This is a genomic window from Paraglaciecola sp., assembly GCF_039942875.1.
GTDB lineage: Bacteria > Pseudomonadota > Gammaproteobacteria > Enterobacterales > Alteromonadaceae > Paraglaciecola.
Genome location: NZ_JBDVBQ010000041.1, coordinates 71647 through 85400, shown reverse-complemented (window position 1 = coordinate 85400; position 13754 = coordinate 71647). Strand labels below are relative to the sequence as shown.

10 protein-coding genes are annotated in these 13754 nt (G+C 40.4%); 8 read left to right on the top strand and 2 right to left on the bottom strand.

Annotation, left to right across the window (positions count from 1 at the left end):
• Positions 1–53: 53 nt before the first annotated feature.
• The 3 genes from ABJE44_RS13830 to ABJE44_RS13820 all read left to right on the top strand — a co-directional run bounded on the left by ABJE44_RS13830 (position 54) and on the right by ABJE44_RS13820 (position 6171).
• Complete coding sequence (locus tag ABJE44_RS13830; RefSeq protein ID WP_348110285.1) at positions 54–866, top strand: Spy/CpxP family protein refolding chaperone; 813 nt, start codon at positions 54–56, stop codon at positions 864–866.
• 176 nt (positions 867–1042) lie between these two features.
• Positions 1043–2890 carry a DUF885 domain-containing protein gene (locus ABJE44_RS13825; RefSeq protein ID WP_348110284.1) on the top strand — a complete coding sequence of 616 codons (1848 nt, stop codon included), beginning with the start codon at positions 1043–1045 and terminating at the stop codon, positions 2888–2890.
• Positions 2891–2964: 74 nt separating this feature from the next.
• A complete protein-coding gene (locus ABJE44_RS13820) occupies positions 2965–6171 on the top strand; it encodes a glycoside hydrolase family 15 protein (RefSeq protein WP_348110283.1) in 3207 nt (1068 codons plus the stop codon).
• A 90-nt stretch (positions 6172–6261) separates the two neighbouring features.
• Here the strand turns inward: ABJE44_RS13820 and ABJE44_RS13815 are convergent, their stop codons facing one another.
• Both ABJE44_RS13815 and argE read right to left on the bottom strand, forming a co-directional pair.
• A complete protein-coding gene (locus ABJE44_RS13815; RefSeq protein ID WP_348110282.1) occupies positions 6262–6672 on the bottom strand; it encodes a methylglyoxal synthase in 411 nt (136 codons plus the stop codon).
• 67 nt (positions 6673–6739) lie between these two features.
• Positions 6740–7885 carry an acetylornithine deacetylase gene (argE, locus tag ABJE44_RS13810; RefSeq protein WP_348110281.1) on the bottom strand — a complete coding sequence of 382 codons (1146 nt, stop codon included), beginning with the start codon at positions 7883–7885 and terminating at the stop codon, positions 6740–6742.
• A gap of 334 nt (positions 7886–8219) precedes the next feature.
• On the opposite strand from argE, the gene argC reads away from it, so the two are divergent.
• The 5 genes from argC (at position 8220) to argH (ending at position 13744) form a co-directional block, all read left to right on the top strand.
• Entirely contained in the window at positions 8220–9236 is a 1017-nt protein-coding gene (gene argC, locus ABJE44_RS13805) for an N-acetyl-gamma-glutamyl-phosphate reductase (RefSeq protein ID WP_348110280.1), read from the top strand.
• 2 nt (positions 9237–9238) lie between these two features.
• Positions 9239–10033 (top strand): acetylglutamate kinase, encoded by a 795-nt coding sequence (gene argB, locus ABJE44_RS13800; RefSeq protein WP_348110279.1) that lies wholly within the window; start codon positions 9239–9241, stop codon positions 10031–10033.
• Positions 10034–10060: 27 nt separating this feature from the next.
• A complete protein-coding gene (locus tag ABJE44_RS13795) occupies positions 10061–10990 on the top strand; it encodes an ornithine carbamoyltransferase (RefSeq protein ID WP_348110278.1) in 930 nt (309 codons plus the stop codon).
• A gap of 133 nt (positions 10991–11123) precedes the next feature.
• Positions 11124–12371 carry an argininosuccinate synthase gene (locus ABJE44_RS13790; protein ID WP_348110277.1) on the top strand — a complete coding sequence of 416 codons (1248 nt, stop codon included), beginning with the start codon at positions 11124–11126 and terminating at the stop codon, positions 12369–12371.
• Positions 12371–13744, top strand: a complete 1374-nt coding sequence (gene argH / locus ABJE44_RS13785) for an argininosuccinate lyase (protein ID WP_348110276.1) — start codon at positions 12371–12373, stop codon at positions 13742–13744. The genes ABJE44_RS13790 and argH overlap by 1 nt, the downstream gene beginning before the upstream one ends.
• Positions 13745–13754: the final 10 nt, after the last annotated feature.

The window sequence follows — 13754 nt, the reverse complement described above, 5'->3', positions numbered from 1 at the left end:
ATTAGTTACACTAATCCCACTGAAATTAATCAGCCGCAAAAAAGGATATAATTATGTTAAAGCTTAAAACTTTATTAACCCCCATAGCTCTTTCTCTTGCATTGGTAGTAGCGATTCCAGCAATAGCTAAAAAAGACCGTGATCATAACCGCGATGGTATGCGTCAAATACTCTCGCAACTTTCTTTAACTGATGTACAAAAACAAGACATCAGAGAAATCATGAAACAAAGCCGTCAAGACGGTCGCGTATTTAAAGAAGACACCTCAACCTTCAGGTCTGAAATACAAACATTGATTCAGTCTAATGAATGGGATCAGAGTGCCATTGAAAGTGCCCTAGCGCAAAGTCAATCAGTACAAACTGATAAAATGCTACAACGAGCCACACAAAAAAACCTAGTATGGAATGCACTAACAACAGAGCAACAAACTAAGTTTGCAAGTTTAGTTGCTGAGAACAATGAAAATTTAGAATCGAAGGACTCAACCACAAAAGGTAAACATAAATGCAAATACGGTATGTTTAAAAAGCTAGCGTTAACCGATGAGCAAAAAGCTGGGATTAAAACAATTCGTGAGCAAGCCAGAGAATCAGATAAAAATATAAGAGCTAAACTAAAAGAGTTTAAAAAGGCAGAGCGGGCCTTAATTACCAGTAGTGACTTTAGCTCTGAAGATTGGTTAGCACTTAGCGCTGAGTATCAGTCTGACTTTGTAGCCATGTCAGTTTCAAAAGCTAACGTTCGTCATGATGTATGGAATATGCTAACTGCAGAGCAACAACAAAAAGTCACTGAGAGAATCGAAAAAATGCAAGACCGCAAAAAGCACGGGAAAAAGCACAAAAAGCAGCAAACTGTTTAAGTCTTTCTCGTATTTTAAACTTGATAAATACATGGTGTAAACAGCCTGTAAAAAAAGCGCCAACAGGCGCTTTTTTCATGCAATTCTTAATCTCAGTACATTTCATTCAACCCGCTTTTGTTTTATGCTCGAAGGATATTAGTTTTAGATATATACCTTAACGGACACTCAACTACATGATTAAAAAAACATTGGGAGTTATCACCTTCCTTCTTATAACGGCTTGTGAACAACCAGCATCAGAAAGCACTACAGTGCCACAAGTAACACTGACAGAAAGTGAAAGACTGAATCAATGGTTTGACGAAAAGTATGAAGAACGCATTCTTATGTCACCTATGACATTGACCAGCCTAGGAAGAAAGGAAAGATATGACGAGTTTGATGACTTTAGCGAAGCAGCAGAAGACAAACAGTTAGCGTGGCAAGCTCAAACTGTAGCTGAACTTAAAAATAGCTTTAATTATAATGCCTTAACCGAAGATGCTAAAATTTCATATGACATTTGGGTGTATCAATATGAAGCAACAAAAGCGTTAATTCCATTTCGCCACAACAAATATGTGTTTACACAAATGATGGGCAACCATACCAGCCTTCCTAACTTTTTAATTAATTTCCACAAAGTAGAAGACTCAACCGATATGTATGCCTATATAAAACGTATCGTTGGCCTATCGACTGCCATTGAGCAATTATTAGAGCGGGCCAAATTGCACGCGAGTGAAGGGGTTCGCCCACCATACTTTGCCTATGAAGGTGTAATTGAACAAGCTAGTAACCTGTTAATAGGTCAGCCTTTTGACACTTCAAAAGTTGATTCCCCAATACTCAAAGATGCCCTCAATAAAATAAAAGGCTTACTTGAAAACAATAAAATATCAGCGGAACAAGCTGAAACATTAGAAACAGATGTAATAACTGCCCTAAAAACACAATTCCAACCGGTGTATGAAAACCTGATTACTTGGTTTGAAGAAGATATGAGCTATGTATCTAAAGAAGCCACAGGTGCAGGGGCACTTCCAAACGGAGAAGCGTTTTACAATGCCATGCTATTAAGCTCAACCACTACAGACCTTAAAGCTGATGAAATCCATAAGATTGGTTTAAGTGAAGTAGATAGAATACTAGGCTTGATGGAAGAAATAAAACATACGGTTGAATTTGAAGGTAGCCTTCAAGAATTTTTTAGCTACATCAAAAGTGACGTCAACAATCAACAGTTTTACTATCCAAATACTGATGAAGGTCGTCAAGGTTACTTAGATGACTCCACAGCTTACCTTGACTACATTCATAGTAAACTTCCCGAGTACTTTGGTTTATTACCGAAAGCAGACTTAATAGTGAAAAGAGTTGAAGCTTTTAGAGAGCAAGATGGGGCACCACAACATTACAACCCAGGTACCCCCGATGGTTCACGTGATGGCGTATATTATGCTCACCTCTCAGACATGACAGCTATGCCCAAGAACGAAATGGAAGCTATTGCTTATCACGAAGGTAATCCTGGCCATCATATGCAAATTTCTATAGCGCAAGAACTAGAAGGGGTACCAGAATTTCGTACCCAAGCTTTTTTCATTGCCTATATTGAAGGGTGGGCCTTGTACTCTGAATTATTAGCCAAAGAAATGGGCGCTTACAACTCACCTTATACTGACTTTGGGCGCTTAGTAACTGAAATGTGGCGAGCTATTCGCTTAGTGGTCGATACTGGCATTCACTCTAAGGGCTGGACAGAACAACAAGCTATTGATTACTTTAAACAAAACTCCCCTATATCAGAGGCTGCGATTTCAGCGGAAGTGAGACGCTATTTTGCTTGGCCAAGCCAAGCTACAGGATATAAAGTAGGCATGTTAAAAATTATCGAGCTGAGAGAAAAAGCAAAGCTAGCTTTAGGTGAGCAATTTGATATAAAAGGGTTTCACGATACAGTTTTAGGTGGAGGCTCAGTACCTTTGAGCGTTCTAGAACGCATGGTAGACAACTGGATAGCAACAGTGAAAGTAAAATAAACACCGCGAAGAATGTATAGGTAGTAAACCTAAAAATTATATTGGCTCGATAATTTGGGCCATCAGGAGACTTTATGGAAGACATTCAACTGCGAATCAAACTTGATAAATATTACGATCAAGTAAAGTCCGTGATACTCGATAAGCAGCATCCTATTTCTGGATTACTCCCCGCCAGTACAGCCGTTACTGTCCATGGCAATTACCAAGATGCATGGGTTCGTGACAACGTTTACAGTATTTTAGCCGTTTGGGGACTAGCTCTTGCTTATCGTAACCTAGATAACGATAACGGCAGGGGCTTTGAGTTACAGCAACGTACAGTAAAACTTATGCGAGCTTTATTGCGCTCTATGATGGCCCAATCATCTAAAATAGAAAAATTTAAGAAAACACGGGCACCTATTGATTCTCTGCACGCGAAGTATGACACAGCGACCGGAGAGCCTGTAGTAGGAGATGACGAATGGGGCCATTTGCAAATTGATGCAACTTCAGTGTTTTTACTGACCATGACACAAATGATCGCATCTGGCCTAGATGTTATTTGGACAGAAGAAGAAGTTAATTTCATACAAAACTTAGTCTATTACATAGAGCGTGCTTATCGCACACCTGATTTTGGTATTTGGGAACGAGGAGCTAAAACCAATAGCGGCAACGTAGAACTCAATGCAAGCTCGCTTGGCATGGCAAAAGCAGCCTTAGAATCACTATCAGGTTTCAATTTATTTGGCACTAAGGGTTCACAATCAAGTGTTATTCACGTAGTGCCAGATAACATTGCACAATCTAATATTACCTTAACGGCAATGTTACCTAGAGAGTCTAATACCAAAGAAACCGATGCAGCTTTACTCAGCATTATCGGTTACCCTGCGTTTGCAGTGAAAGACAAAATACTATCTAAAAAAGTTCGCGACGATATCATTAATAAGCTTGAAGGTAATTATGGGCTGAAGCGATTTTTGCGAGATGGTCACCAAACTGCAATTGAAGACGAAGGGCGACTACATTACGAAGAACAAGAATTAAAACAGTTTGAGCACATAGAGTCTGAATGGCCATTGTTTTATACCTATCTTTACTTAGACGCTATATTCCGTGATGACAAAGAGCAAATAGCTCATTACCGAGAAAGACTCAACACTGTTTTAGTTGAACAAGATGGTCAGCAGTTATTACCGGAACTTTATTTTGTTCCAGAAGACCATATTGAACAAGAGCGAGAAAATCCAGGCTCTCAGCATAGAGAGCCAAACGACAACGTGCCTTTAGTCTGGGCACAAAGTCTATACCTGTTAGGTTCAATGCTTGAAGATGATTTATTACGCCCGGGCGATTTAGACCCACTAGGTAGACGACACCTGAAAACACCCAAAAAGCCAGTAGTGCAGATAGTATTTTTAGCTGAGGACCGCGTTTTACAAGAAGAGTTAGAAACCTTTGGCGTCAGTACACAAACCTTAGATGATATTTCACCAGTACAAGTTTACCTCCCCGAGCATATAGCAAAGGTTCATGGCCAAATAGGATTATGTCAATCTCTTGGCTTAACAGGACGCATTGAACGAAGCTTGAAAAGCCTAACAACAAGCCGTGTTTACATGATGGGGAAACAGCAAGCCGTGTGTCTCACACCTTCGTTCCTTCAACAAGAGTACTTTTTAAGTTACGACATAGACTTTTTGGTGGGGCATTTTAAATCAGAACTCAGTTACCTTCACAGAAACTGGACCGAGCTAGGCCGTCCTACAGTCACCGTTTTGTTGACGCATAATTTATTAGAAACAGACCGTTCAGCGTTTTACGCGTTAGTAAAACAAATCGATAGCGGTGTAGTAGATGGGATACCTGTTCGTCACGAACATATGGCTCAGTTACTTAACACGGCAACAGTAGAACATGTTGAACACTTACATGATCTAAATCTGCCTAAAGAGCCCTTAGCAGAGTTGCTCTATAAACCTTGCATGTTGCCATTAAATGGAAAGCATCAAACGCTTGATCCCAATGAAGAGTTAAAAATTGCCTTAAACAACGATTTGTCATCTTTAGTCGATCAACTAACCCAAGCCAACAACTTATATGAACAAATTTCATTGTTAACCCAACTAGTCTCCATGCAGTCTCTTGAGTATTGTATTGAATTAGAAGGTTCAAATCGCAGACTCTATGATTTAATTGAAGAAGTTCATGCCCATGCGGGCCGTTTAAGGCTATGGTCAGTGCTGCGTCAAGCAGCTGGGTTACAAGGCAAAGTTATCGGAGACATTGACCTCGCAGTAGGTGATTTATTAGTCGCTCAAAAGTTCATACAGGTTGGGCGCTCATATCATGACGATTCACTTATCACTCGCCCATTGAGCGATGATGAATTATTACAACGTATTAGGCAATATTGCCGAGAAGATGTTCGCGATCAAATTTTAACCCAAGAAGTTTTACTCTACCTTGGGCTATTGATTAAAGCTCGCCCAGAGTTATTCAGTGAGTTATTAACTATTCGTGCTAGCCAGTTAATTATTTTACTTACCAGTCAAATTGTACGAACGGAAAAAAGCACTGCAGACCAAGCTTATGAAGTATTAATGGGGCTGTCACCTTGTGATATTCAATCACGATTAGAAGCCGTTTTAGAAGACTTCCAGACCTTGGCAGATTTACCACAACAAATGGAAGCATTACACGCACAAGGTAATACTCAAACCCTAAACTGGCAGCAAAATCTTGGTTTAGACAAGTTAGCAATCCCCGAAGAAGGCTGGCTAGCGTGGCGACAACATCAAGGAATTATTGATAGACGCTCTAATCAATTTTTAGCAAAAATATGGAAAATATTGCACCATACCAGCGGTTTAGTCATAGGTAATAAGCTAGATAAGCGTAACCGGCTCAGTAGTAGTTTAGTGTTAAGTGATATGACTGAAGGCGAACAAGCATTTGCTTTACTAATAGAGCATATGTTTAACAATATTCAGGCTGCTGAATATCGCCAACTCACCATAGAAACCTTAGAAGCTTTAGCTAGCTTTTTTGAACAAAACCCAAGTTTGAAGATAGATGAAGCAATAGTAATTGACGTCACTATCGGTCATGCTGTTAATTTAGCACATATTGATGAATACCCAGACCATCAAGCGAATTACGATGAACATAAAATACAGGCTTGGGAGCAGTTTTATGCGCAATCACCAGCCCATAGTACCAGTTTCATTATTTCAGCTCTGAATCACTTACTAACCGTTCGTTCGAATGAAGAGCCCACTGTAAGCGCTTAGAAGTCAACTAGAACAAATCTGACTTTTAAGTCAGATTTGTTTTCTTCGAGACTCACATTTGAGAAATATCTCTTTGTCTCATGAACTGGCCTATAAATCAGGAATATCTCTGTGATAGCTAGCGCCTTCGACAAAGAAAGGAGACGTAATTAACATATCAGCTGTCGCCATGTTACAGGCAACAGGTAAATTCCAAACAGAACATAGTCGCAACAAAGCTTTTACGTCAGGATCATGTGGAGCAGGATTAAGTGGATCCCAGAAAAAGATTAAACAATCTAATTTTTTCTCCGCGATTAATGCACCAATTTGCTGATCACCGCCCAAGGGGCCACTTTTAAAGCAATGTACATCTAGAGATAACTCTTTTTGCAATATGCTCCCTGTCGTGCCGGTGGCAACCAATTTATGTTTACTTAATTCATTTTTATGAGCCAATGACCATTTAACCAAATCTGGTTTTTTGTGATCATGGGCAACCAAAGCAATGGTTTTCTGCATGGATAACTTAACCTTATGTTTACAATTTAAAACAGAGTAACAAGATAAAAGTGTTAAACCTACTATTTTAGAAACACACTTTACTGATCATTTGCTGCAATATGTTTACAGTAGGATTTACATAATCTAATGACATAAACTCATCGGGCTGATGGGCTTGTTCAATACTACCAGGCCCTAACACTATAGTGTCGCACCCTAATTGATTAATAAACGGTGCTTCTGTGGCATAGTTAGCACTTTGAAACTTTTTACCCGTTAATTGTTCCGCTATCGCCAAAATATTTTGCTCATCCCGACAGGAAAAAGCGGGCGCAGTAGGATACATCAATTCTAAGTTCAAACGATTTGGATATTTAGCGAATACTGGGGCTAGAGCTTCATCTATTAGCGCCAGAGCGTGCTCATCAGACAATTCAGGTACAGCCCTCATATCAAAATTGAGCTTACAATGGCCACAAATACGATTTTCGCCATCGCCGCCATGGATATGCCCTAAGTTCATAGTCACATGGGGAACTGAAAACGCATCATCATGAAATTTAGTGCGAAGCTTGGTTTGTAAATCCATTAATTGCCCAATTGCTTGGTACATTATTTCAATCGCATTTACACCTTTATCAGGGTCACTAGAGTGGCCAGCTTTACCTTTAATATTCAAGCTTTGGGCAATATGGCCTTTGTGCTTATATATTGGAACCAACTCAGTGGGCTCACCAATAATAGCCATATCTGGCTTTATTAGTTGCTGTTGTGCAAAGAATCTAGCCCCAGCCATAGAAGTTTCTTCATCCGCTGTCGCCAAAACATATAATGGTTTTTTGAGTTGATGCAGAGGGACTGTTTTTATAGCTTCTAAAATAAAAGCAAAAAAACCTTTCATATCACAGGCCCCTAAGCCGAAAATTTTGTGATCTTTTTGCTTTAATACAAAAGGATCAGATCGCCACTGGTGCTCATCAAAAGGCACGGTATCTGAATGTCCAGATAACAATAAGCCACCTTCACCCAATCCGATTTTAGCAAGCATATTATATTTATTGCGACTGCCAGGCAGTTTTTGAATAGTTATATGAAATCCAGCCGTCTCAAACCAGCCTGATAACAACTCAATTAATTGCTTATTCGACTGATCAATACTCTGCTCGAAAGCACTTATAGAAGGGGCACCTATAATAGATTGGTAATGTTCTATAAAAGACAAATTTGGCATAAACGACCCACTATATATTTATTCACTTTATTTGCATAACTATACCAAATATGACATCCTACTATGATTGTAAAAAAGGTCTTAGTTGGCGATTAAAGGTCACTCTAATCTGTACTTTAACTTATTTTGGTTACTTAACGAATATGCACATGATTATTTCTAACTTCACTTCCCTGCCTAGCTTCGCCAATATTTTGTTTCGACGATAGTTGAAATTGTGGCGTGTAGCCCACTCTTTGCCTTAAAATAACTTTTTTGGCAGAGAGTGCTTTTTCTTCCCCCTTTATTTTAAGTAAGCACACAACTCACTACTGAGTTTATAGAGAATTTTTTCATGATCAAAACATGTATTATTGGAGCCAGCGGATACACTGGCGCTGAGCTAGCAGCTATTGTCAACCAGCATCCTAATTTCGAGCTATCCGGATTGTTTGTTTCAAGTAACAGCGCAGATGCTGGCAAAGCACTTGGAGATATTCACCCAAAGTTTTTTGGTAAAATCAACCTAAGTTTAGAACCTATTGATGAGAGCAAGTTATCGGTTCTGGCAGCTGAATTCGATTTGATATTTCTAGCCACTCCCCATGAAGCCAGTCACAAATGGATGGCTGAATTAACGGGTAGAAAAGCCGTAGTCATGGATCTATCTGGCGCATTCAGAATTAAAGATAAACAAGTTTTCGCAGATTACTATGGATTCGAGCATACCGCAGCAGACTTACTAACCCAGGCAGTTTACGGCCTAGCCGACTGGCACCAAGAGCAAATAAGTATCGCAGATTTAGTCGCAGTGCCTGGTTGTTACCCCACAGCTTCTTTAACCGCACTTAAACCATTACAGCAACAGCAGCTGATTGACCCAGCACATTTACCGGTAATTAATGCTACATCGGGTGTATCTGGTGCCGGTCGTAAAGCATCATTAACTAGTAGTTTCACCGAAGTCAGCCTGCAAGCCTATGGTGTACTTGGCCATAGACATCAACCTGAAATTGCTGATTATCTAGGTGCTCCTGTTATTTTCACACCTCACTTGGGCAATTTTAAGCGAGGGATATTGGCCACTATATGTGTGAAAACACCAGCGGGAACTACCCAGACTCAAATAGATGCTGCTTACCAAACGGCTTATAAAAATAGCTCAATTGTACGCCTTAGAAATAGCTGGCCAAAAATCGATGATGTCACCCACACTCCATATTGTGACTTATTCTGGAAATTAGACGAAAAGACCGGCTACCTAATAGTGAGCAGTGCAATAGACAACCTCTTAAAAGGTGCTGCTTCTCAAGCTATGCAATGTGCCAATTTACGTTTTGGCTTTGAATCTCACATTGGATTGGTAAATTAACTATGACAACAAAACAAAGCTTAGTGATTAAAGTAGGAGGGGCATTTATGCAAGCCCCTGAAGTAGCCATTCAGTTACTTAATACGATAGCCAAACTACAAGATCAATATCAAGTGGTGCTTGTACATGGCGGCGGCACTATGGTTGAGGAGTTATTACTTGCTCTCAATCTCCCCAGTCAGAAAATAGACGGTTTGCGAGTCACTCCCAAAGAGCATATGCCTTTCATTACAGGTGCTCTGGCTGGTACTGCCAATAAGCAACTTTGTGGACTAGCAATTAGAGCAGGCATAATCCCTGTGGGCTTAAGCTTAGCTGATGGCAACATGTGCACTACAACTGTATTAAGAGAAGACTTGGGCTCTGTTGGAGATGTAGTGGCAGCTGAAAGTTCACTACTAGATGCTTTAGCCTCAACTGATATGTTACCCATCATTAGTTCAATTGGAGCAGACTCATCTGGTAATTTACTTAATGTAAATGCAGACCAAGCAGCCACTGTTGTAGCACAACTGCTCAACGCTCAATTAATACTGCTATCTGATGTACCTGGAGTGCTAGACGCAGACAAAACGCTAATTGAACAATTAGATACAGAGATCATTGAGCAGCTAATTGCACAGAATGTTATCCGTGATGGCATGATTGTTAAAGTACAAGCGGCGCTGACCGCTGCAACCAGTTTAGGCCGTTGCGTTACCATTGCGAGTTGGAAAAATTCAGAAAAACTGCTTGGACTGTTGCAACAACAAGCAATTGGAAGCAAAATCTCGCCCTCAATAATTACAGCACATTAAATACGTAGAAATAGACAAGGTATGATCATGAAAAAAGATCTTCTCTCATTTAAAGATTGGAGCGCAGAGCAACTAACCGAGTTGCTTACATTAGCGAAAACCATAAAAAGTAACCCTAAGGCATATCGTACTGCATTAGACGGATTGTCTGTCGTGGCTTTATTTGAGAAACCTTCACTGCGAACACGAGTAAGCTTTGATATTGGCATCAATAAACTAGGTGGACATTTAGTTTACTTAGACAGCCAATCAAATAAATTAGCAGGTCGTGAAGATGTGAAAGACATGGGAGCTAATTTAGCTTGCTGGGCAGACGCCATCGTTGCTCGAGTTTTTGCTCATAGCACATTAGAAGAACTAGCCGAATCAGCAGAAGTGCCAGTTATTAATGCTTTGTGCGACATGTACCATCCTTGTCAGGCTGTCGCTGACTACCTGACGATTAGTGAGCATTACGAAGACATTAGCAAAGTAAAACTTGCTTATATAGGAGATGGTAACAACGTCACCCATTCACTTATGCTTGTTGGCGTAGCTCTAGGTTGTGAAGTAATCGTGATTACACCTAAAGGGTATGAGGTCGACTCTGACATTATCGCCTTAACAGAAAAGCGCGCAGCTGAGTTTGGTGGTAAATTAACGCTTAGCACAAACATTGATGCAGCCATTGGCGCTCAAGTATTGTATACCGACACTTGGTTATCTATGGGTGATGACACCCCTCTTGCAAATATAAAGGATACCTTTGCTGGCTATGAACTAAATGAAGCATTGATGGAAAAAACAGGGGCTGATTATGTTTTACATTGTCAACCGGCGCACCGGGACTTAGAAATTAGCGGCAGCTTAATTGACGGTAAGCAGTCTCTCTTATTTCAACAGGCAGAAAACCGTATGCATGGTCAAAATGCAATTTTAGTTGAACTATTAGCTCAAGGTTTCGAACCAAAAATTTAAACTAGCCTCTATCGGTAGTCAGTAATAAATAAAGATAGCCTTGGATCAACTAGATTGATCCAATTCATTAAAACAAATTAAACACCGCTCAGCACTGGCTCAAAAGCTATAGCTGATAATTACAGGATACATCATGGCAATCGCAAAAAATAAACCCATCAAAAAAGTAGTTTTAGCCTATTCAGGCGGATTAGATACATCAGCAATCATTCCTTGGTTAAAGGAAAACTATGACTGTGAAGTTATTGCCTTTGCAGCTGATGTTGGTCAAGGCGAAGAAGAGCTTATCGGATTGCACGAAAAAGCTATCGCAACAGGTGCTAGTGAATGCTATATCGTTGATCTAAAAGAAGAGTTTGTATCTGATTATATCTATCCAACCATTACAACTGGTGCAGTTTACGAAGGTGAGTACCTATTAGGCACGTCTATGGCCCGCCCAATTATTGCTAAAGCTCAGGTAGAAATTGCCCGTAAAGTTGGCGCTGATGCTTTATGTCATGGTTGTACTGGTAAGGGTAATGACCAAGTACGTTTTGAAGGGACTTTTGCAGCCCTTGCTCCAGAGTTAACAGTCATTGCTCCTTGGCGTGAGTGGAACATGGTATCTCGTGAAGATTTACTAGATTACCTAGCAGAGCGTAACATTCCTTGCTCAGCATCACTCACTAAAATTTATAGCCGTGATGCAAACGCTTGGCATATATCTCACGAAGGTGGCGAACTAGAAGATCCTTGGTGTGAGCCAACTAAAGGGATATGGACTATGACAGTTGACCCAGAAGATGCACCAGATGAAGCTGTACGTGTTCACCTTACTTTCGACCAAGGTAAATTGACAAAAGTAAATGACGAAGAATTAACTCCTTATGGTGTGTTAATGAAACTGAACAAAATCGCCGCAGCACATGGTGTAGGCCGTATTGATATCGTTGAAAACCGTTTAGTGGGTATGAAGTCTCGCGGCTGTTATGAAACCCCAGGTGGTACAGTCATGATGGCGGCCTACAAAGCGCTAGAATGTTTAGTATTAGACAAATCATCACTTAAGTACCGTGAGCAGATTGGCTTAGAATACTCACACGTAATGTATGACGGCCGTTGGTTTACAGCCCTAAACGATGCATTGTTAGCTGGCGCAGCAAGCTTTGCTCAAAAAGTAACGGGTGAAATAGTTGTAAAACTTTATAAAGGCCAAGCTACGGTTGTTCAAAGAAAATCACCTAATAGTTTGTATTCAGAAGACTTCGCCACATTTGGTGCTGATGATGTTTACGACCAAAGCCATGCTGAAGGCTTTATCCGCTTATTTAGCTTATCTAGCCGTATAGATGCGATGAATAAAAAAGGTATCGCTTTCAAAAATACAGGTATTGAATAATGAGTTTGTGGGGCGGACGTTTTCAAGACGGCAGTAGTGCCATGTTCAGAAGGGTTAATGATTCGTTGCCTTTTGATCGGGCATTAGCTAGCCAAGATATTAGAGGCTCAATCGCTTGGTCAAAAGCCATCTGCAAAGCAGGGGTATTAACGCTAGACGAACAACAACAGTTAGAAAGTGCCTTACAAGCATTACTCGTTAAAGCTGAAGATGGTACTTTGGACTTTGATGCTAGCAGTGAAGAAGATATTCATAGCTTTGTTGAAGCCACACTTATCGAACAGCTAGGCGATATAGCCCGTAAGTTACATACTGGCCGTAGCCGAAATGACCAAGTCGCTACCGATTTTAAATTGTGGACACGTGAGCACGTTGAGCTACTTATTGCCGATTTAGAGAATGTTAAAGCGTCTTTGGTTGGCACTGCTAGTAACAATAAAACGGTTATTTTACCTGGCTATACTCACTTACAACGTGCGCAACCAGTGCGTTACCCCCACTGGTGCTTAGCTTACGTAGAAATGTTTAAACGTGATATTAGTCGTTTAGTAGATTTAAAAGCCCGTATGAATCAATCTCCATTAGGTTGCGGTGCGTTAGCGGGTACTACTTACCCAATTGATCGCCAAGAGATTGCAAACGAGTTAGGTTTTGACAGCCCATGTTTAAATAGTTTAGACGCAGTATCAGACCGTGATTTTGTTCTAGAGTTACTTTTTGCTGCAAGTACCAGCATGATGCACATGTCTCGCATGGCTGAAGATTTAATATTCTTCAACTCTGGAGAAGCAGGGTTTATTACCCTGGGTGACGAAGTAACATCAGGCTCTTCTTTAATGCCTCAAAAGAAAAACCCTGATGCCTTAGAACTTATGCGTGGTAAATGCGGCCGAGTTTTTGGCAGCTTACAAGGCATGTTAGTCACGATGAAAGGCCTGCCTTTGGCATACAATAAAGATATGCAAGAAGATAAAGAAGGCTTATTAGATGCCGTCACTCAATGGCATATATGCTTATGTATTGCCTGTGAGGTTATCGATAGCATTAAATTAGATTCTGAGCGTTGTGCAAAGGCGGCCCGTGAAGGGTATGCAAACGCAACTGAGCTTGCAGACTACCTTGTAGCAAAAGGGATTCCATTTAGAACTGCTCACGATATTTCTGGACAAGTTGTACTGGCAGCCCTAGAGCAGAAAAAAGCCATTGAAGAGCTTAGCCTTGAAGAGCTCAAGAAGTACTCTGATTTAATTGAAGATGATGTCTACGAAATTCTACAATTAGAATATTTAGTAGACAAACGCAGTATCTTAGGTGGAACAGGCATCAAGCCTGTCTCCGCAGCCTTAGATGCTGAATTAGCGAAACGTAGCTAAGGACTCAATA

Coding starts and splice junctions, on each gene's coding strand:
- ABJE44_RS13830 (WP_348110285.1), top strand. CDS start 54: ATGTTAAAGCTTAAAACTTTATTAACCCCCATAGCTCTTTCTCTTGCA.
- ABJE44_RS13825 (WP_348110284.1), top strand. CDS start 1,043: ATGATTAAAAAAACATTGGGAGTTATCACCTTCCTTCTTATAACGGCT.
- ABJE44_RS13820 (WP_348110283.1), top strand. CDS start 2,965: ATGGAAGACATTCAACTGCGAATCAAACTTGATAAATATTACGATCAA.
- ABJE44_RS13815 (WP_348110282.1), bottom strand. CDS start 6,672: ATGCAGAAAACCATTGCTTTGGTTGCCCATGATCACAAAAAACCAGAT.
- argE (WP_348110281.1), bottom strand. CDS start 7,885: ATGCCAAATTTGTCTTTTATAGAACATTACCAATCTATTATAGGTGCC.
- argC (WP_348110280.1), top strand. CDS start 8,220: ATGATCAAAACATGTATTATTGGAGCCAGCGGATACACTGGCGCTGAG.
- argB (WP_348110279.1), top strand. CDS start 9,239: ATGACAACAAAACAAAGCTTAGTGATTAAAGTAGGAGGGGCATTTATG.
- ABJE44_RS13795 (WP_348110278.1), top strand. CDS start 10,061: ATGAAAAAAGATCTTCTCTCATTTAAAGATTGGAGCGCAGAGCAACTA.
- ABJE44_RS13790 (WP_348110277.1), top strand. CDS start 11,124: ATGGCAATCGCAAAAAATAAACCCATCAAAAAAGTAGTTTTAGCCTAT.
- argH (WP_348110276.1), top strand. CDS start 12,371: ATGAGTTTGTGGGGCGGACGTTTTCAAGACGGCAGTAGTGCCATGTTC.